The organism is Streptomyces sp. NPDC028711, from assembly GCF_055565415.1.
Genome location: NZ_JBVHUJ010000010.1, coordinates 51998 through 71052, shown reverse-complemented (window position 1 = coordinate 71052; position 19055 = coordinate 51998). Strand labels below are relative to the sequence as shown.

Genomic DNA, 19055 nt, shown 5'->3' with positions numbered 1-19055 from the left:
GCCCGTTCGGAGTCCCTCATGAACCTCATGCCCCTGGCGCTCCCCCAGCAGCCCGCCGACGGCGTCGCCGGGTGGGCCGCCGGTCTCGTCGAGACGATGGGGGGTCCCGGCGCCGGTCTGGCCATCGCCCTGGAGAACCTCTTCCCGCCCCTGCCCAGCGAGTTCATCCTGCCGCTGACCGGCTTCGCCGCCGGTCAGGGCGTGCTGAGCCTCGCCTCGGCACTGTTCTGGACGACGCTCGGCTCGGTGGTCGGCGCGGTGGCGCTCTACTGGATCGGGGTGCTCTTCGGCCGGGAGCGGATGCACCGGATCTGGGGGAGGCTGCCGCTGGTGAAGGCCTCGGACCTGGTCAGGACCGAGGAGTGGTTCGCCCGGCACGGCACCAAGGCGGTCTTCCTCGGCAGGATGGTGCCGATCTTCCGGAGCCTTGTCTCGGTGCCCGCCGGGGTCGAGCGGATGCCGGTGCCGGTGTTCGTCATGCTCACCACGCTCGGCAGCCTCGTGTGGAACAGCGTCCTCGTGGGGGCGGGCTACTGGCTGGGCGACCGGTGGACGGTCGTGGAGACCTACGTCGGTGTCCTGTCGAAGGTCGTCCTCGTCCTCGCCGTCGCGGCCGTCGCGGCCTATGCGGCGGTCCGGCTGCGCAGGCGGCCCAAGGCCCAGCACCGGCGCGGCGCGTGACCCTCGGCGCCCGTCCCGGCGGTACGGCCCCGCTTACCGTGGAGCCCGGACGATCTTGTCCGGGCCTCAGCGGCGCACTAGGGGGTGTCTTGTCGATCAGGCCGGATCAGGGAGCGGCGTCTGGTGCCGTGCCTCGCAAGGCGGAGGAGGGAGGCATGGCGGAGCCATGTCGACTGACGACAACGCGGCGAGGTGCGGTGCCAGACGCCGCGAGCCCGGCCTGATCGACAAGACACCCCCTAGTCTCGGGCCCCGTGCAGGGGGACTCGTCAGCCATCGCGTCCGGCCGGCCGTCGGCGCGGCCCGGTGGGAACGGCGCCGGTGAGGACGGAACCGGCACCCGTACGCGCACACCGCCCTGGCCCCGGCGGGGCCTCGGGACCCTTCTCGGCTGCGCGACCGCTCTGGTCGGCGCCCTCCACTTCCTCGTCGTCGGCGGGGCCCTCGGCCCGTTCCTGCTCTGGCCCCGCACCCGGGCCGGTGCCCTGGAGACCCTGCGGGGAGGCGCCCGGCGGCTGGTCGCCCTCGAACGGCTCCGCCGGTCCCTCTTCTTCGGCGACACCTTCCCCCGGCACTACCGGACCTCCGACCGGAAGGTCCTGCGCTACCTCGCGGTCCGCGCCTACACCGGGCTGCTCTGCGGCGTGGTCATCGGACTGCTCGCCTTCGGTGCCGTCCTGGCCGGGCTCCTGGCGTACGGCGCGGTCCGGGGCACGCTCGGCTGGGACGAGCTGCTCACCCAGGTCCTGCTCGGCGGCGTGCTGCTCTTCCTCGACGTCCAGGGCCTGTACTCGCTGGCCGCGCTCGACGCCCGTACCGCCCACGAGTGCTTCGGCCCCTCCGAGCGGGAGCTGCTCCGGCTCCGTGTCGACGAACTCGCCGCGAGCCGGGCCGCGGTCGTCGAGGCCGTGGACGCCGAGCGGCGGCGCGTCGAGCGCGATCTCCACGACGGGGTCCAGCAGCGTCTGGTGGCCCTCGCGATGCTGATCGGCCGGGCACGCCGGGGCCGCGACCCCGAGCGGGCCGACGCGCTGCTGCGCCAGGCGCACGAGGAGGCCCAGGGCGTCCTTACCGAACTGCGGGAAGTGGCCTGGCGGGTGTATCCGTCCGCGCTCGACAGCCTCGGGCTCGAAGAGGCGATCGGCGGGGTCGCCGAGCGCAGCGGCATCCCGCTGCAGACCCGCTTCGACGTCGGCGGCCCGCTGCCGCGGCCGGTGGAGACCGCCGCCTACTTCGTGGTGTCGGAGGCCGTGACGAACGCGGCCAAGCACTCCTCCGCCCGCGCGATCTCGGTCGCGGTGACGCGCGACGGGGAGCGGCTCACCGTACGGGTCGAGGACGACGGCACGGGCGGCGCGGACGAGACCGGCGGCGGGCTGAGCGGACTGCGCGGCCGGGTGGCCGCGCTCGACGGCGTGCTGCACGTCCACAGCCCTCTCGGGGGACCGACCACGATCACCGCGGAGCTCCCATGCGCGTGATCCTCGCCGAGGACTCGACCCTGCTGCGTGAGGGCCTGGTACGGCTGCTCGTCGAGGAGGGCCACGAGGTCCTGGCGGCCCTTGCCGACGCGGTGACGCTGCTCAAGGAGGTCGAGGAGCAGCGGCCGGACATCGTCGTGGTCGACATCCGGATGCCGCCGACCCACACGGACGAGGGAGTGCGGGCGGCCGTCGAAATCCGGGAGCGTTTCCCCGGGGTCGGCGTGCTGGTCCTCTCCCAGCACATCGAGCGCGGCTACGCTGCCCCGCTCCTTGCCTCCGGCGCCGAGCGGGTCGGCTACCTCCTGAAGGACCGGGTGGCGCAGGTCGAGGAGTTCCTCGACGCCCTGGAGCGGGTTCACGCCGGCGGGGCGGCGATCGACCCGGAGGTCGTACGGCAGCTGGTCGTCCGGACCACCCACGGGGACCCGCTCGCCCGCCTGACGCCCCGGGAGCGCACGGTCCTCGAGGCGCTGGCGCAGGGGCATACGAACAGCGCCATCGCGCGGAAGCTGCACATCTCGCTGAGCGCGGTGGAGAAGAACCTCAACTCCGTCTTCGACAAGCTGGAGCTGTCCCGCACCACCGGGTACAGCCGGCGGATCCTGGCGGTGCTCCGGTACCTGGAGTCGTAGGCACGGGCGCACCGGAGGTACGCCGTCATCGAGGGCCGCGCCACTCGGCGAGGACCTCCTCGGTGTGCTCGCCGGGGAGCGGGGCGCGGCCGGGGGCTTCGGCCGGGGTGCGGTCGAAGCGGGACGGCGGGGCGGGCTGGAGCGTGTCGCCGACGCGTACGAAGGCCTCGCGCGCGGCGAGTTGGTGGTGCTCGGCGGCCTCGGCGGCGGTGAGGACCGGGGCGACACCGGCGTCCACGGCGTCGAAGAGCTTCACCCAGTGCTCACGGTCCCGGCTCGCGAAGCGGCCGGCGATCAGGGCACGCAGCTCGGGCCAGGCCGCCGGGTCGGCGCGGTCGGGCAGCCCCTCCGCGCCGGTGAGGCCCAGCTGGTCCAGGAGGTTCTGGTAGAGCCGGGGTTCGATGGCGGCGACCGCGAGGTGACGGCCGTCGGCGGCCCGGTAGAGCGCGTAGTGCGGGGCGTCGGTGACGGTGTGGTTGCCGGGGACCTCCCGCCACTGGTGGATCAGGGTCGCGATCAGGGCGGCGCCGTCCGTGAGGGCGGTGTCGACGACCTGGCCCCTGCCCGAGCGCTCCCGCTCGTGGAGCGCGGCGAGCAGACCGTGGACGTGCGCGTTGGCGCCTCCCGCGAAGCTGGAGAGGTACGCGGTCGGGGGCGGCACCGGGTCGCCGGTGGCCGGGTCGGTGTCCAGGGCGCCGGTCAGGGCGAGGACCGCCAGGTCGTGGGCGGCGCGACCGGCCCAGTCGCCCTGCCGGCCCCAGCCGCTGAGCCGTCCGTACACCAGGCGCGGGTTGCGGGCGAGGGCCGCCTCGGGGCCGATGCCGAGGCGGTCGGCGACCCCGGGGCGGAAGCCCTCGACCAGGATGTCGGCGTGCCCGGCCAGCGCGAGGGCCTGCTCGACCCCGTCGGGGCTCTTGAGGTCCAGGGCGACCGAACGGCGTCCACGGGAGAGGGGGTTCTCGGGTGGGCGCGGGGCGTCGACGTCCTGGGCCGCCGCCGTTCCGGGCGCCCGGTCGACGCGTACGACATCGGCGCCCAGACCGGAGAGGACGGTTCCGACGAACGCGGTGGGCGCCGATCCGGCGAATTCCAGTACGCGTACTCCGGTCAGCGGTCCAGCCATGGCGAACTCCTCTGCGTCGAACGGTCTTCGAGGGAATTCACGCTAATCCGTGGCGCGCCGGAAGTGACTGCGGAGATCCGTAGCGCCCGGAATTCGGCGGGGGTCGAGACTGGGGAAATCCCCCTTCCGACAATTCCGAGAGGAATGACGCATGGCCGTCGTCTACACCGCCGAGGTCACCTCCACCGGAGACGGGCGCAACGGCGCCGTCCGCTCCTCCGACGGGCTGCTCGACCTTCCCCTGTCGAGCCCCAAGGCCGTGGGAGGTTCCGGTACCGCCACCAACCCCGAGCAGCTCTTCGCCGCCGGCTACGCCGCCTGCTTCCACAGCGCGCTCCGGGTCTCCGCCCGCGAGTCCAGGGTTGCGCTCGCGGACGACACGGTCGTCGCCGAGGTGGCCCTGCACAAGGAGGAGAGCGGATTCCACCTGTCGGTGGTGCTGACCGTCGAACTGCCCGGTCTCGACGCGGCCGAGGCACGTCGGCTCGCGGACGCGGCGCACGGCCGCTGCCCGTACTCGAAGGCGATCCGGGGGAATGTGGAGGTGCGGGTGAATATCGCCGACTGACCTTCGCTCTCCCCCGCGGAGACTTCCCAGGGGAAAGCCCCCGTGGTCCTGCCACGGGGGCTTTCCCTCATGCGGTACAGGCGCCGATCGCCCGGCGCCGGTGCCGTTCTGCCGTCAGGGTCTCGCCGCTGCCGCGGCCGCCGCCGCGGCCGGGAGCGCCTCTACCACCCGGCTGATCGCCCGGTCGTCGTGGGAGGCCGAGACGAACCAGGCCTCGAAGGGCGAGGGCGGCAGATAGACGCCCCGGCGCAGGAGTTCGTGGAAGAAGGGCGTGTAGCGGTACGACTCCGTGGCGCGGACCCCGTCGAAGTCGACGACCTCGTCCTCGGTGAAGAAGACCGAGAACATGGTGCCGGAGTACTGGAGCCGGTGCGCCACGCCCTCCCTGGACAGGGCCGCCGAGACCTCTCGGCCGATGGTCTCCGAGACCTGGTCGAGCCGCTCGTACACCTCGGGGGTGCTGTGCCGGAGGGTCGCGAGGCCGGCGGCCGTGGCGACCGGGTTCCCCGAGAGGGTGCCCGCCTGGTAGACGGGGCCGGCCGGGGCGAGGTGGGCCATGACGTCCGCGCGGCCGCCGAAGGCCGCCGCGGGGAAGCCGCCGCCCATGACCTTGCCGAAGGTCAGCAGGTCGGGGGCGACGCCGTCCCGTCCGAACCAGCCGGAGCGGCTGGCGCGGAAGCCGGTCATCACCTCGTCGGAGACGAAGAGCGCCCCGTGGCGGGACGTGATCTCCTTCAGGCCCGCGTTGAAGCCGGGCAGGGGCGGGACGGCTCCCATGTTGCCGGGTGCGGCCTCCGTGATCACGGCGGCGATCTCGTCGCCGATCTCGGCGAAGACCTTCTCGACGGCCGCCAGGTCGTTGTACGGCAGGACGATCGTGTCGCTCGCCTGGGCTCCGGTGACACCCGGTGTGTCGGGCAGCGCGAAGGTGGCGAGGCCCGAGCCGGCCGAGGCGAGCAGCGCGTCCACATGGCCGTGGTAGCAGCCGGCGAACTTCACGATCTTGGCGCGGCCGGTGAAGCCGCGTGCCAGGCGGACCGCCGACATCGTCGCCTCGGTGCCGGAGGAGACGAGCCGTACCTGCTCGACCGGGCCGACCCGGTCGACGATCTCCTCCGCGAGCTCGACCTCTCCGGCGGACGGAGCCCCGAAGGACGTTCCGTGTTCCAGTGCCCGGGTGACGGCCTCGACGACGGCCGGGTGACGGTGGCCCAGGATCATCGGGCCCCAGGAGCAGATCAGGTCGACGTACTCGTTGCCGTCGCTGTCGGTGAGGTACGGGCCCTCGGCCGAGGTGATGAAGCGGGGGGTGCCGCCGACGGCTCCGAAGGCGCGTACCGGGGAGTTGACGCCGCCGGGGGTGACCTTGCGGGCCCGCTCGAAGAGGGCCTTGCTGTGGGTCGTCGCTCCGCCGCTCATCGGCCGGCCTCCTCGGGGGCTTCGTAACCGAGGGCGGCGTCCAGGACGACGGCGCCCCGCTCCAGGACGCGGACCGGGTTGAGGTCGAGCGCGAAGCCGGACGGCCAGTCCTGGACCAGCTCGCCGACCGCGTGCAGCAGCTCGGCGGCAGCCTGCACGTCCACGGCCGCCCGTCCCCGGGTTCCGGCGAGTACCTTCGCGCCGCGCAGCCCCGCGAGGAGTTCGGCGCCCTCCCCGGGGGCCAGCGGCAGCAGCCGGTGGCCGACGTCGTCCAGGACCTCGGTGAAGATCCCGCCGAGACCGGCGGTGAGCACGGGGCCCAGGTCGGTGGTGTGGACGCCGACGATCAACTCGACGCCCTCGCCGACCAGTTCCTCGACGAGGACCTGCCCGCCGAGCGCGGCGAGACGGCCGAAGGCCTCGGGCGCGGCCTCGGCGGTGACACCGACCTCCACGCCGCCCGCCTCCGTCTTGTGGAGGAGTCCCGGCACCACGGCCTTGAGGACCGCCGTACCGCCGACCTCGGTCACGGCACGGGCCGCGTCCTCGGCGTCCTCGGCGATCCGGCCCTTCGGTACGGCGATCCCGGCGTCGGCGAGGAGCCGCTTCAGCTCGGGCTCCGTGGCGTCCGCGCCGGGGCCGGGGACGGTCCCGGGGCGCGGGGCGTCCGGGAGCACCCGGGGACGGCTGACCTCCCAGAGAGCGGCGGCCGCCCGCAGGGCGCGGGCGGGCGTCGGGTACTCGGGGAGGCCGGCCTCGCGCAGGTCGCGCGGGGCGTCGGGGGCGAGGAAGTCGGCGCCGGTGCGGGCGACGAGGATCGGCTTGCCGCCCTTCAGGGCGGCCCGGGAGAGGGCGTTGACGGCCTTCTCGACGTCGGGTCCCGCCATCACGCAGAACGCGGCGACGATGATGTCGACGGTGTCGTCGGCGATCAGGACGTCGAGGGAGCGGTCGAAGAGCGAGGGGTCGCTGAGGACCGTGGCCGTGATGTCGACGGGGTTGTCGATGGCTCCGAAGGCGGGCACGATCTCGGCGAGCGCCTCCTTGCTGCGCGGCTCCAGGGCGCTGAGCTCCAGGCCGTGGGCCTCGACTGCGTCGGCGGCGAGGATGCCGGAGCCTCCGGAGGTGGTGACCACGGCGACCCGGTTCCCGGTGGGGCGCCGCTCCGACTCGAAGACCCGGGCCACATCGAGGAGTTCGTCGATGTCGTCGACCCGGACGATGCCGAGGCCGCGCAGGGCCGCGTCCAGGACGCGGTCGTCGGTGGCGAGGGCGCCGGTGTGCGAGGCGGCGGCCCGGCCGCCCGCCTCCGTCCGGCCCGACTTGAGCAAGGCCACGGGCTTGCCCGAGCCGGCCAGTTCGCGCAGGGTCGCGATGTCCGGCGTGTCCTCCAAGTAGCCGAGGAGCCCCGTGACTTCGGGGACTGCGGCGAGTTCGCGGAGGACTTCGAGCGCGGTGACGTCGGCGTCGTTGCCGGTGCTGACCACCCAGCCGGGGCGCAGGCCACGTTCCAGGGCGAGGCTCGCGGCGCCGAATCCGAGGGCGCCGCTCTGGCTGACGAAGGCGAGCGTGCCGGGTTCGAAGGGGACGGACTCGGCGCCGAAGAGGGGGCTGAAGGTGGCGAGGACGCGGTTCTCGTAGCCGACGGCGCCGATGCAGTTGGGGCCGATGATCCGCAGGCCTCCGGCGCGCGCCGCGGCGACGACCTCGGCCTGGAGGCGTGCGCCTTCCTCGCCGGTCTCGGCGAAGCCGGAGGAGGCGATGACGGCGAGCTTGACTCCGGCGGCGACGCAGTCGTCGACGGCGCCGGGGACGCGCTCGGCGGAGACCATGATCAGGGCCAGGTCGACGGGTCCTGGGGCGTCCTTCACGCTGGGGTACGCGGGGACGCCGAGGATCTCGGAGGAGCGCGGGTTCACCGGCAGGATGCGGCCCTTGTAGCCGTACCGGAGGAGGTAGTCGAGCGGCTTGCGGCCCAGGGCGCCGGGGCGCTCGCTCGCGCCGATGACGGCGATGGATTCCGCTTCCCAGAGGGCCGATATGTCACTCATGCGATGGCCTCGATCTTCTTCTCGTTCGGGTCGTTGGTGCCTGTGGTGGTCTCGGGGGCGTCTGCGCCCTCCGCGGCGGCGAAGAGGCGGGTGAAGGCGGCGATGTGCCGGGCGCCGTCCGGGTCGGCCGCCAGCTCGCGCACCAGGACGGTCGGCTGGTGGAGGGCCTTGTCGACGATGCGCCGTACGCTGCGGTCGATCTCCTTTCTGACCGTGCCGTCGAGTCCCTCCAACCTCCGTGCCAGGCGGCCGAGTTCGGCCTCCGCCGCCTCGGTGGCGGCGGCACGGAGGGCGGTCAGGACGGGCTTGGCCCCGGCGAGCCGGAGCCCGGTGCGGAACTGTTCGACCTCCGCGTCGACCAGCTCGTGCGCGGCCTGGACGCTGGCCGCCGAGATCTCGTCCTCCTGGCCCTCCTCCGCGATCCTGCGCAGGTCGACGAAGGTGACGCCGGGGAGCCCGGCCGCGGCCGGCGCGATGTTGTGCGGCAGCGACAGGTCGAGCAGGAACAGCTCGCGGCCGTCCCGGGCGGCGAGCGCCTCCTCGACGTGCCGGGCGGTGACGAGGTGGCCGGTGGCGGCGGTGGCGCCGACCACCACGTCGACCTCGGTGAGCAGCCGGGGCACGTCCGTGAGGTCGTACCCCGCTCCCCCGGTGGTGTCCGCGAGGCGCTGCGCCTTCTCCGGGGTGCGGTTGGCGACGTGCACCCGGTCGAGGCCGGAGCGGCGCAGCGCCGCCACGACGACTCCGGCGAAGGCGCCCGCGCCGATGACCAGGGCGGTCTTGCCGTGCAGGGAGCCGACCCTGCGCTCGAAGAAGCCGAGCCCGGCGGTGGCGAGCGAGCGGCCCGCCTCGTTGAGTCCGGTCTCGTTACGGGCCCGCTTGCCGACCCGCAGGGCGGTCTGGACGGCCTTGTCGAGGACCCTGCCGGTCCGGTCGAGCCGCTGGGACCTTTCGAGGCCCAGTTTGACCTGGCCGAGGATCTGGTCCTCGCCGACCACGACCGATTCGAGCCCGGAGGCCACGGCGAAGAGGTGGCGTACGGCTCCGTCGGCGTGGTGGCTGTAGAGATGGGGGGCGAGCTCCCGGTGGTCGACGCCGGTGTGCTGGGCGAACAGTTCACCGAGGCCGTCGAGTTCGTGGCGGCCGCCGGCGTCGCCGGTGGCGGAGGGGCCGCCTCGGGTCTCGGCGTAGATCTCCAGGCGGTTGCAGGTGGAGACGACGACGGCGGCGTCGATGCCGTCGACGGAGGTCACGTCGGCGACGAGGTCCTCGGCGGGCCGGTCGGTCCCGGCGAGTCTCTCCAGGAGGTCGAGCGGGGCACTGGCGTGGCTGATGCCGAGGACCAGCATGGTGGAGGACGGGCTCACCGGGTCACCGGTCCAGGCTCTGGGCGAACTCGGAGGCCCAGTAGGTGATGATCTGGGTGGCGCCGGCGCGGTGGATGGAGGCCAGGCTCTCGCGGACGACCTGGTCGCGGTCGATCCAGCCCTTGGCGGCGGCCGCCTCGACCATCGAGTACTCGCCGGACACCTGGTAGGCGGCGACGGGCACCTGCACGTGGTCGGCGATGAGCCGGACGATGTCGAGGTAGGCGAGCGCGGGCTTCACCATCACCAGGTCGGCGCCCTCGGCGACGTCGAGCGACACCTCCAGGAGGGATTCGCGGATGTTGCCGGGGAACTGCTGGTAGCCCTTGCGGTCGCCGCGCAGGGTGGACTCGACGGCGTCGCGGAAGGGGCCGTAGAAGTGCGAGGCGTACTTGGCGGAGTAGCCGAGGATGGCGACGGACTGGTGGCCCGCCTGGTCGAGGGCCTCGCGGATACGGCGTACCTGGCCGTCCATCATGCCGCTGGGGGCGACGATCTGGGCGCCCGCGTCGGCCTGGACGACGGCGGCACGCGCGTACAGCTCGATGCTGGCGTCGTTGTCGACGTCGCCGTTCGCGTCGAGGACGCCGGTGTGGCCGTGGTCGGTGTACTCGTCGAGGTTGATGTCGCCGATGATCACGGTGGAGTCGCCGACCTCGGCGACGACGTCGCGCAGGGCGACCTGGAGGATGCCGTCGGGGTCGACGGCGCCCGTGCCGGTGGGGTCCTTGTGCTCGGGGATGCCGAAGAGGATGAGCCCGCCGACGCCGTTGGCGACCGCTTCGGCGGCGGCCTTCCTGAGGGTGTCGCGAGTGTGCTGGAGGACGCCCGGCATGGACGGGATCTCACGGGCCTCGGTGAGGCCCTCGCGGAGGAAGAGGGGCTGGACGAGGTTGGCGGGGCCGACGCGGGTCTCGGCGGCGAAGCGGCGCAGCGCGGGGGTGCGGCGCAGCCGGCGGGGGCGGTAGTAGGGGGCGGCGGGGTCGGTGGCCGCGGTGTTGCGGCCGTAGGCGCCGTACGTCATGAGCGTGACTCCTTGGAGGGCGAGGCGGCATGCGGATACGGGTGCGGGCGGGTGTACGGGAGCGGGCGCTGGTGCGTGTACAGGTGCGGGTGCGAGGCGGCGGGGGCGTGGGAGGCCCGGGACACGGCATCTCCCAGGCTCTAGAGGGCCTCGCCGAGGAACACCTGCTCCAGGTGCTTGGCGACGGGCTCGTCGGGGCGGCTGAACCAGTAGCCGTGCCCGCTGCGCTGGAAGAGCTTCAGCTCCCCGAGCCGCACGAGGGTCTCGGCGAGCTTGACGGCGAGTCCCGCCGGGTCGATCACGGGCAGTCCGTGCAGCTCGTGGATGCCGAGGTGCCAGAGGATCTCGTTGGGGATGCCCTCGGCGGGGATGATGACCTCGGCCCCGGCGCGGGCGGCGCGCTCGGCGGCCGCCGAGTACACCTCGACGAACTCGTCGAAGTCCCCCTCCAGGGAGCGGTGCACGGAGTCCCAGCCGCCGGGGACCACCTCGTACGAACTCAGCGAGGCCTCCAGGCGGTACTGCCGGATGTTGGCCCGGATCGGCTCTTCCAGGGGCGGCATGAAGCCGAGGACGCCGAAGCGCTGCCCGGTGAGCGCCGAGAGGAAGAAGGCCGTCTCGCCGTAGCCGAGGGTCGGGATCGAGGCGAGGTGGCGGGCGTCGCGCAGGCCGGGGTCCTGGCCTGCGGCGATCACCCAGGCGTCGTAGCCCTCGCGCTCCGCGACGAGCGCCGACTCGGAGAAGTGCCGGCTGAAGAGCACCTGGGCGGAGTGGTGGCCGACGAGCCCGAAGGGCGTGCGGTCGGGGTACGTGTCGGCCGGCAGGGTCTTGATGTCGACGGTGGTCCCGGGTGCGGCGATGGCGTCGAGGTGTTCCCGGTACCACTGGTCGAGCAGCGGGAGGCGTCCCTCAACGGTGTGCTTGTGAAACCAGATCCGCATGTGCGTCACCCTTCAGTGGTCGTGGTGCGACGTCGAGAAGTGATGCCTTGAGCAGGTAGTCGGCCGCCGCGTGGGGGTCGGCGGCGGTGCGCTTCAGGGCGGCGAGCCGGGCGGGGAGTTCGGCGGCGCTGTCCAGTCCGGCCGTGCGGGCCTCGCTGCGCGGGATGACCGCCGTCTCGACGACGGAACGGCGCCGCGCGAGGGCCGCGTCGAGCGGTGTCTCGTCGGTCGGACCGCCGTGCAGGACGGCGGCGAGGGCCCGGCCCGTCTCCACGGCGTCGTGGATGCCGCAGTTCATGTTCAGGCCGCCGGCGGTGGAGGTGAGGTGGGCGGCGTCCCCGGCGAACAGCACCCGGCCGGCCCGGTAGCGCGGCAGCAGGAACCGCGCGAGCCGGTACGTGTGGGCGTCGGCGATCCGCACGGACCGCCCGGCGGCGCCCGGCAGGGCCTGCTCGACCCTGGCGCGTACGGCGTCGGGAGCCAGCACCTCGTCGCGGTCCGCCCCCCGGGGGATCCGGAAGATCAGCCGCCAGTGGTCGGGCATGCCGAGCGCGCTGAACGAGGCCCGGGGGTCGCGGACGTACGCCAGCGGGGCGAGGCCGGGGACCAGTTCGTCGAGCGGTGTCCCGGTGACGACGCGCAGCGCGAAGTCCGGGTAGACCTCGGCCGTGCCCGGGAGCCCGGCGAGGTCGCGGAGGCGGCTGCGGCTGCCGTCGGCCGCCAGGACGTACGGGTGACGGCCGGCGGTCACCCGCCCCACCGCGTCCTCGGCGCGGAGCCGCACCCCGTCGCCGGTGTCCTCGGCCCCGGTGACGGTGGCCCCGAACCGTACGTCGGCGAGGCCGGTGGCGTTCAGTTCGGCGAGCAACAGCGGGGTGAGGAGGGCCTGTTCGACGTGGACGCGGTACGGGTGGGCGGTGTGTCCGGCGAGCAGGGAGTAGTCCAGCTCGGCGTGCACGACGCCGTCCAGGTCGCGCCACTGGACGCGGTCGACCGTGCGGCCCTGGCGGCGCAGAGCGGCCGCGACGCCGAGTTCGTCGAGCAGGTCGAGGGTGGAGGGGTGGAAGGTGGACGCGCGGGACTCGGTGGCCGGCGCGTCCTTGGCCTCCAGGAGGGTCACGGGCACTCCGGCCCTGGCGAGGACGAGCGCGGCGGTCAGTCCGACGGGTCCCGCGCCGACGACGGCGACCGTTCCACGGACGGCGGCGGGGCCGCTCACGACACGGCCACGGCATCACGCCCGGTCCGCTCCGCGAGGCTCCGCAGCAGCGGGTGGGCGTCCGGGCCGGCGGCCGGGAGCCCGAGGGCGTCACGCGCCCACCAGGCGCTCGCCAGGTTGGAGGTGAGCAGGGTGCGCCCGCCGTCCCGGCCGAGCTCGGCCAGCGCGTCGAAGGTGAACATGCCGGTGCCGGTGAACAGCAGCGTCGCGTCCTCGGGGAGTCCTGCCTCCCTCACCTGGGCGACGAGCTCGCCGGTCGTCACGTCGTACGGCGAGAAGCGGGCGCCGGCCCGGATCTTGACCACCCGGTCCACCGCGAGGCCCGCCGACTGCCAGTAGGCGCGGGACAGTTCGGTGAGCCAGGGCTCGTACGGCGAGATCAGCACGAGCCGTTCCGCGCCGACCGCCCGCGCGGTGTCGAGGATGGCCAGGGACGCGGACCGTACGGGCGCTCCGACGCGCTCGGAGAGCTCCGCGCAGAGAGCACGGTCGCCGTCCGGCGTCAGGAGGTAGTGCGAACCGGTGCAGGAGACGACGGCCGCGTCGAGACGCAGGCCTCCGAAATGACCCAGCACATCGGGGAGTACGTCGTTGTACTTCTCAAGACGACCGCGCAGGTCCTTTCCGGGAAGAACCGGAAACCGTGAGGTGTGGACATTGATTTCGGGGCTGACGAGGCTGCCGATCTCGGGTTCGGCCGCGGCGTTTCCCGAAGGAACCACCACACCGAGTCTCGGCGCCGAATGCAGAGCCATGAGCGAGTCTCTCCCATCCGTCGGTGCCATTGACATCACCGTACGAGCCGGACGGGGTGCACATCGATACGGGATTCCGCACCCGTGGCCGAAAACAGAAAGGGGAACGGCGCCGCACCGTGAATACGGTGCGGCGCCGTGGCGCCGAAATACGGAAAAGGGGAAGGGGAAATTCAGCGGGCCGGCACGGCCTGCCCGGCCCCGGCGGCCTCCGCCACGAGTTCGTCGATCTTCGCCCGGCGGGTGAGGCCGCCGTTCACGGCCCAGTTCCCCTCCGGGATCTCGTTCACGACGACCCAGACCACGGTGTCGGAGCCCGTCGCCTCCCTCACCTGCCGGGTGATCTCCGCGGAGAGGGTCTCGTTGCGCTCGGGGGTGAGGAAGCCCTCAAGGGGTGTGACCACCACCAGGACGCCCGGAGGCGTGCCGGCCCCGGTGGTCGCGAGCCCCTTGGCGGCCTCACGGACGTACACCCAGGTGGCGGCGGCGAAGAAGGGGGTGTGGGGCAGCTCCATGGCCGTAAGGACGGAGTCGGCGACCTGCTGTTGCAGGTCCGCCGCGGCGGCCTCGGAGAGGGTGGCTTCGGGAACGGTTATCTCGACCAGCGGCATGACGACTCCCCAACAGGGTGCGGGTGGACAGCGGATACGGGTAAGGCGTAAGGAACGGCGGATGTAAGGGTCAGCAGGGCGAAGCGTCGGCGGACCGAAGCGTCAGCGGACCGGAGCATCAGCAGACCGGCACGGCTTCGAACCGGTCGATCGCGGCGGCCAGTTGGGCGCGCCGGCGGATGTCGAGCTTCCGGTAGATGCGGGTGATGTGCAGCTCCACGGCGCGGGTCGACACCGTGAAGGCCTCGGCGATCTGCTTGTTGGTCAGGCCGTCGAGCATCATCGTGGCGATGCGCCGCTCGTGTGCGGTCAGCTGCTCACGTGCGCTCGGCGCGGCGAGCGGTGCGACGGGCGCCGTGACGCCCCCGCGTATTCGCTCGTGGGTCCCGGCACCGCCGGTGGACCGCTCGAGTCCTGCGAGCATCACGTGCCCCATGGTCGCTCTCCATTCACGAATCCGCAGTTCGCCGATGATCTGCGCCTGCGCGTAGGGATCGGCGTACAGGATCCGTAAGAGAGCGCGACGGTCGCGGGCCTCACAGACCAGGAGTTCCCCGGTGCCGTCCCGCAAAGGGCCGCCGCCGAGCAGGACGCCGCGCGCGGCCATCCTTTTCCAGTAGGTCCGGTGAGCCTCTCCGAAACTCAGCCGGTCCGTCTCATTGCCACGGAAAACGAGTTCGACCACAAAAGCCACGTACGACTCCCCCATGAAGGCCGGGTGTTTCCACTCGTGACGCTACCACCGGCCACCCGCTCCATGAATGAACACAATGTTGCGACCGACGGCCCGGCATTTCCTGAGGGAATGGCGCACGCCCGGCCGCCGAGAACGGCCGGGTATCGCCTTGCGGTGCCGATTTTCGACGGTGGCCGGCTAATCGGCCGCCGCCGCGGTCGGTACGGGGGCGGCCTCGGGCTTCGGCTCGGGCGCCGGACGCGGCTTGCGCCGGAGCAGACCGGTGGCCGCGAGCACGGCCACCGCCCCGAGCCACACCGTCCAGCCGAGCGGCTCGTGCAGCACCACGGCCCCGAGGACGACGGCCACGGCGGTCATGAGGTACGTGACGGTGGAGGCCACGGTCGGCCCGTCCTTGATGATCAGCTCGAAGTTGAGCAGCGCGGCGAAGCCGGTGCAGACCACGCCGAGGACCAGGACCGCGATCACCGAGTCGGTGCGCCAGGTGACGGTCTGGAGCCCCAGGAACGGGAAGGCGACGAGGAGCAGCACAGTGGCGGCGCTGAGCTGCCCGCCCGCCAGCATCAGCGGCGGAATGCCCCTGCCCACCAGGTACTTGCCCATGTACGCGAAGCTGGCGCCGAAGCTGATCGAGCCGAGTACGAAGCAGAGGATGCTCCAACCGGTGCCCGCGGAGGCGGAGTTCCAGGGAGAGGCGATGAGCGCGGTGCCGCCGAGGCCGAGCAGCACACCGCCCGCCTTGAAACCGGAGACCCGCTTCTCCTGGCCGAGGAGCAGGGCGGCGGCCAGGGTCCAGATCGGCGCGCTGCCGTTGACCACGGCGGCGACGCTGCTCGATCCGGCGATCTCCCCCTCGGCGTAGAGGGTCCACGGGACGGCGTTGCCGAGGAGAGCGGCGACGGTCAGATGGCCCCAGACGGCCGCCTCCCTGGGCAGCCGGAGCCCCTTGGCGTAACCGATGGCGAGGATGACGACGGCGCCGAGCGCGAGCCGGATCAGCACCATCTGCACGGGTGAGAAGCCGTATCCGGCGATCTTGATCCACAGGAAGACGGAGCCCCAGATGAGGCTCAGCGCGGCCAGCCGCGTGTATGTGGCTTTGGACATGGGTGTTTTCCCGCTCTAGGAGAAGAGGAGTGAGGGAGGAGGAAGGGGGACGCGCGCCCAGCGGTCCGCGGTACGGGAACGAGCCTCGCAGCGGCGGCCCGGCCGGTCCAGCAACGGCTCGTGGACGGTACCTTCCACGAGCCGTGGCGAATCCGGACCACGAGCCGTGCCCCAGGACCACGAGCCGTGGCGAATGCGGACGCCACCAGCTGGTCGGCGGGCCGCGTCCCGTTCGCCGTCAGCCCGCGACGGCCGCCCGCGCCGCCGTGCGGAGGGCGTCCAGGACGGCGGCGATCTCCGGGGAGGTCTGGCTGCCCTCCCGTACGGCCGCGAAGACCGTGCGCGAGGGGGCGAGCTCGCTGAACGCGCGGATGGTCACCTCGGGCCGGGGGGCCGGCTTGGCGAGCCGTGGCACCAGCGCGACTCCGAGGCCGAGCCGTACCGCCGCGAGCGTGGCGTCCCAGTCGCCGATGGCGTGGGAGGCCTGCGGGGTGAAGCCGGCCGCCGTACACGCGGCGACGCCGATGTCGTGGCAGAGGCCGGTGGTGGCGAAGATCCAGGTCTCGTCGGCGAGGTCGGCGAGCACGAGCCGCTCCTCGTCCAGGAGGCGGTGGCCCGCCGGCAGGGCGATGTCGAAGGGGTCCTCGCAGAGCGTGACCCGGTGGAACCGGCCGTCGGAGCGGCCTCCGTCACCCGGCGGGCCGGGGGCGCGGCTGGTGTCCGCGGAGATGACGACGTCCGTCTCGCCGCGGTGCAGCAGCGAGTAGCTCTCCGGCGGGTCGACCTCGGCGAGCGAGGTCCGCAGCAGCGGCCGGGTCTCCCGCAGCCGGGCCACGGCGGGCAGGATCAGCGCCGACAGGGTGGTGGAGAATCCGGCGACCGCGACCTCGCCGCGCTCACCGCTCTGGTGGGCGGCGAGCTCCGCGCGCAACTGCTCGACCTGGGCGAAGACGGCTTCGGCGTGCCGGAGGACGATCCGCGCGGCTCCGGTGAGCCGCAGCCGGCGGCCGGACGGCTCGGTGAGCGGGACGCCCAACTCGCGTCCCAGGGCGCTGATCTGCTGCGAGACGGCCTGCGGGGTGAGGTGGAGCGCCTGGGCGGCCGCGCTGACGGTGCCGCGCTCGCTGAGCTCCCTGAGCACCCGCAGCTTCCGCAGGTCCGGATCGGTCACGTCCCCGCCTCTCTCCCGCTCCGCCGCCCGGTCATCGTACGCAGCCGGCGTCCACGTCGATGACCTCGGCGGCCAGTGTCTCCAGGACGTCGAGGTCCCGCGCGGTGCGGCCCTTCTCCCGCCGGTCGCCCGGATAGGTGGGGTCGAGGACGACGGCCCGCGCGCCCACGTCCTGGAGCAGTCCGAGGTCGTCGGCGATCTGGGCCCGCGTGCCCTCGCCGAGAAGCCGTCCGGGGCCCAAGGGCCGTGCGGTGACGCGGAGTTTGATGCGGGGGCAGACGTCGGGCACGGGCCGTTCCTGTTCCTCGGCGACCTGGCGGAGGGTCGGCAGTCCGACGCCGACGAGCCAGTCGCCGGAGACGGAGGTGGGGTGCCAGGCGTCGCCGAGGCGGACGGCGCGGCGGAGCGCGCCGTAGCTGTGCCCGCCGACCCAGACGGGCGGGCCCGGCCGCTGGACGGGCAGGGGGCCGGTGTGGACCTCGCGGAAGGAGACGTGGGCGCCGTCGAAGGAGGCGACCTCGTCGGCCCAGCAGGCCTTGATGGCGGCGAGGTACTCGTCGCTGATGGCGCCGCGCTTGCGGTACGGGACGTCGAGGACGGCGAACTCGCGGGCGGCCCAGCCCGCGGCGGCGCCGAAGACGAGCCGGCCGTTGCTGAACCGGTCGATGTTGGCGGCGACGCGGGCGGTGTGCACGGGATGCCGGTACGGGAGGATCGTCACCGTCGTACCGAGGCCCACGGTCCTGGTGATTCCGGCGAGCCAGGCGAGGGTGGCGAAGGGGTCGTAGAACGGGGCGGGGAAGAGGTGCTGCACGTCCGGGGTGAGCGCCACGTGGTCGGAGACCATGGCGTAGTGGTAGCCCATCGACTCGACCCGCAGCGCCCAGTCGGCGAGGGCGTCGGGGGTGGCCTCGGGGCCGTAGTTGGGCAGATTGACGCCGAACTTCATGGCGTGTTCCTTTCCGGCTTCATGGCGTGTTCCTTTCCGGGGCCACGGCCTTGATCGCTGTCACGTCCTTGGTCGCGGTCGCGCCGGGCGAGGGCCGGCACCGCGGTCAGGTGGAGGAGGACTCCCGCGAGCGCGATCCCGGCGGCGGGGAGCGGGAGCCAGCGGGCGTCGAGCCCGTGGGCGAGGGCGAGGCCGCCGAGCGCGGAGCCGACGGCGCCGCCGAGGTAGGTGGCGGAGCTGTTGAGGCCGACGGCGGCGGCTCCTCCTTCGGCGTCCCTGGCGAGGAGCCGGTGCTGCTGCGGGACGACGAAGGCCCAGCCCGCCGCACCCCAGACCAGCAGGGGCAGCAGCAGGAGGCCGGGTACGGTCCCGGTCCAGGGCAGCAGGACGAGGGCGCCCCCGAGGGTGCCGAGCAGGGCGACGGCGAGGAGCGCGGGTCTCCCCGTGCGGTCGACGAGGGTGCCGGCGAGGAGACTGCCGCAGACCCCGCCGATGCCCCAGACCCAGAGGTACGGCACGGCGCTGCCGATGTCGGCGACCCGGCGGAGGACCGGCTCCAGATAGGTGTAGAGCCCGAGACTGGCCACGGTCTGGGTGAAGGTGACGGCGACGACCACGGCCACCCGGGGCCGCGCGAGGGCACCGATCCGGGCCCGCAGGGTGGGTGCGGCGGCCCCGCGGACCGGCGGGAGCGCGGTGGCGACGCCGGTCAGCGCGACGACGCCGAGGCCGGTGATCAGCCAGAGGGCCGTCCGCCAGCCGGAGTGGGCGGCGACGAGCAGCCCGAGCGGTACGCCGAGGACGGTGCCCGCGCTCATCCCGCCGAGGACGAGGCCGAGGGCCCGGCCGCGCCGGTCGGGCGGGACGAGCGCGACGGCGGCTGTGGCCGCCGCCGGGACGAAGAGGCCCGCGCCGGCGCCGGCGAGTGCCCGGGTGCCGAGGAGTCCGGCGTACGAACCGGTCACGGCCGTACCGGCGTTGGCGAGGACGAAGACGACGAGCGCGGTGACGAGGACGGCCCGGGTCCCCCAGCGGGCGAGGACGGCCGAGAACAGCGGTGCCGCGACGGCGTAGCAGAGGGTGAACGCGGTGACGGACTGGCCGGCGAGGGAGACGGAGACGCCCAGGTCGGCGCCGATGGCGGGGAGTAGTCCCGCCATCGCGTAGGCGTTGGTCCCGATGGCGAAGGAGCCGAGCGCGAGCAGGGCCACGGCGCGGGTGCCGGCCATCACACCCCCTGTCGTGTCGTCTGTGTG

General features: G+C 73.3%; 18 protein-coding genes. 4 read left to right on the top strand and 14 right to left on the bottom strand.

Annotation, left to right across the window (positions count from 1 at the left end; all coding sequences use genetic code 11):
• Nucleotides 1-18: 18 nt before the first annotated feature.
• The 3 genes from ACZ4VK_RS27540 to ACZ4VK_RS27530 all read left to right on the top strand — a co-directional run bounded on the left by ACZ4VK_RS27540 (nucleotide 19) and on the right by ACZ4VK_RS27530 (nucleotide 2797).
• Nucleotides 19-681, top strand: coding sequence for a DedA family protein (locus ACZ4VK_RS27540; protein ID WP_468357439.1), 663 nt, complete (start codon nucleotides 19-21; stop codon nucleotides 679-681).
• A 254-nt stretch (nucleotides 682-935) separates the two neighbouring features.
• Nucleotides 936-2162: a sensor histidine kinase gene (locus tag ACZ4VK_RS27535; RefSeq protein ID WP_468357437.1), complete on the top strand. Its 1227-nt coding sequence runs from the start codon at nucleotides 936-938 to the stop codon at nucleotides 2160-2162.
• The gene (locus ACZ4VK_RS27530; RefSeq protein ID WP_468357435.1) at nucleotides 2153-2797 is read left to right on the top strand and encodes a response regulator transcription factor; all 645 of its coding nucleotides are present in this window, start codon (nucleotides 2153-2155) and stop codon (nucleotides 2795-2797) included. The genes ACZ4VK_RS27535 and ACZ4VK_RS27530 overlap by 10 nt, the downstream gene beginning before the upstream one ends.
• Nucleotides 2798-2822: 25 nt before the next feature.
• Here ACZ4VK_RS27530 and ACZ4VK_RS27525 read toward each other — a convergent pair whose 3' ends face one another.
• Nucleotides 2823-3920 carry a CaiB/BaiF CoA transferase family protein gene (locus tag ACZ4VK_RS27525; RefSeq protein WP_468357433.1) on the bottom strand — a complete coding sequence of 366 codons (1098 nt, stop codon included), beginning with the start codon at nucleotides 3918-3920 and terminating at the stop codon, nucleotides 2823-2825.
• A 151-nt stretch (nucleotides 3921-4071) separates the two neighbouring features.
• On the opposite strand from ACZ4VK_RS27525, the gene ACZ4VK_RS27520 reads away from it, so the two are divergent.
• Nucleotides 4072-4488, top strand: coding sequence for an organic hydroperoxide resistance protein (locus ACZ4VK_RS27520; protein WP_468357430.1), 417 nt, complete (start codon nucleotides 4072-4074; stop codon nucleotides 4486-4488).
• 114 nt (nucleotides 4489-4602) lie between these two features.
• Here the strand turns inward: ACZ4VK_RS27520 and hemL are convergent, their stop codons facing one another.
• The 13 genes from hemL to ACZ4VK_RS27455 all read right to left on the bottom strand — a co-directional run bounded on the left by hemL (nucleotide 4603) and on the right by ACZ4VK_RS27455 (nucleotide 19028).
• A complete protein-coding gene (hemL, locus tag ACZ4VK_RS27515) occupies nucleotides 4603-5907 on the bottom strand; it encodes a glutamate-1-semialdehyde 2,1-aminomutase (RefSeq protein ID WP_468357427.1) in 1305 nt (434 codons plus the stop codon).
• Entirely contained in the window at nucleotides 5904-7958 is a 2055-nt protein-coding gene (locus ACZ4VK_RS27510; RefSeq protein ID WP_468357424.1) for an acetate--CoA ligase family protein, read from the bottom strand. Before ACZ4VK_RS27510 ends, hemL begins: the two co-directional genes overlap by 4 nt.
• On the bottom strand, nucleotides 7955-9325 hold the full coding sequence (gene hemA / locus ACZ4VK_RS27505) for a glutamyl-tRNA reductase (RefSeq protein ID WP_468357421.1): 1371 nt from the start codon (nucleotides 9323-9325) through the stop codon (nucleotides 7955-7957). The genes ACZ4VK_RS27510 and hemA overlap by 4 nt, the downstream gene beginning before the upstream one ends.
• A gap of 4 nt (nucleotides 9326-9329) precedes the next feature.
• Nucleotides 9330-10349 (bottom strand): porphobilinogen synthase, encoded by a 1020-nt coding sequence (gene hemB / locus ACZ4VK_RS27500; RefSeq protein ID WP_468357418.1) that lies wholly within the window; start codon nucleotides 10347-10349, stop codon nucleotides 9330-9332.
• 140 nt (nucleotides 10350-10489) lie between these two features.
• Nucleotides 10490-11290: an aspartate/glutamate racemase family protein gene (locus ACZ4VK_RS27495; protein WP_468357415.1), complete on the bottom strand. Its 801-nt coding sequence runs from the start codon at nucleotides 11288-11290 to the stop codon at nucleotides 10490-10492.
• Nucleotides 11259-12509, bottom strand: a complete 1251-nt coding sequence (locus ACZ4VK_RS27490) for an FAD-dependent oxidoreductase (protein ID WP_468357412.1) — start codon at nucleotides 12507-12509, stop codon at nucleotides 11259-11261. Before ACZ4VK_RS27490 ends, ACZ4VK_RS27495 begins: the two co-directional genes overlap by 32 nt.
• On the bottom strand, nucleotides 12506-13264 hold the full coding sequence (locus ACZ4VK_RS27485) for a maleate cis-trans isomerase family protein (protein WP_468357409.1): 759 nt from the start codon (nucleotides 13262-13264) through the stop codon (nucleotides 12506-12508). The genes ACZ4VK_RS27490 and ACZ4VK_RS27485 overlap by 4 nt, the downstream gene beginning before the upstream one ends.
• A gap of 173 nt (nucleotides 13265-13437) precedes the next feature.
• Complete coding sequence (locus ACZ4VK_RS27480) at nucleotides 13438-13875, bottom strand: tautomerase family protein (protein WP_468357406.1); 438 nt, start codon at nucleotides 13873-13875, stop codon at nucleotides 13438-13440.
• Nucleotides 13876-13993: 118 nt separating this feature from the next.
• Nucleotides 13994-14584: a LuxR C-terminal-related transcriptional regulator gene (locus ACZ4VK_RS27475; protein ID WP_468357403.1), complete on the bottom strand. Its 591-nt coding sequence runs from the start codon at nucleotides 14582-14584 to the stop codon at nucleotides 13994-13996.
• A gap of 165 nt (nucleotides 14585-14749) precedes the next feature.
• Complete coding sequence (locus ACZ4VK_RS27470) at nucleotides 14750-15679, bottom strand: DMT family transporter (protein WP_468357400.1); 930 nt, start codon at nucleotides 15677-15679, stop codon at nucleotides 14750-14752.
• Between the two features lie 238 nt (nucleotides 15680-15917).
• Nucleotides 15918-16850 (bottom strand): LysR family transcriptional regulator, encoded by a 933-nt coding sequence (locus tag ACZ4VK_RS27465; RefSeq protein ID WP_468357397.1) that lies wholly within the window; start codon nucleotides 16848-16850, stop codon nucleotides 15918-15920.
• 31 nt (nucleotides 16851-16881) lie between these two features.
• Nucleotides 16882-17799, bottom strand: coding sequence for a TIGR03619 family F420-dependent LLM class oxidoreductase (locus tag ACZ4VK_RS27460; protein ID WP_468357394.1), 918 nt, complete (start codon nucleotides 17797-17799; stop codon nucleotides 16882-16884).
• Nucleotides 17796-19028 (bottom strand): MFS transporter, encoded by a 1233-nt coding sequence (locus ACZ4VK_RS27455; protein WP_468357391.1) that lies wholly within the window; start codon nucleotides 19026-19028, stop codon nucleotides 17796-17798. Before ACZ4VK_RS27455 ends, ACZ4VK_RS27460 begins: the two co-directional genes overlap by 4 nt.
• Nucleotides 19029-19055 lie beyond the last annotated feature (27 nt).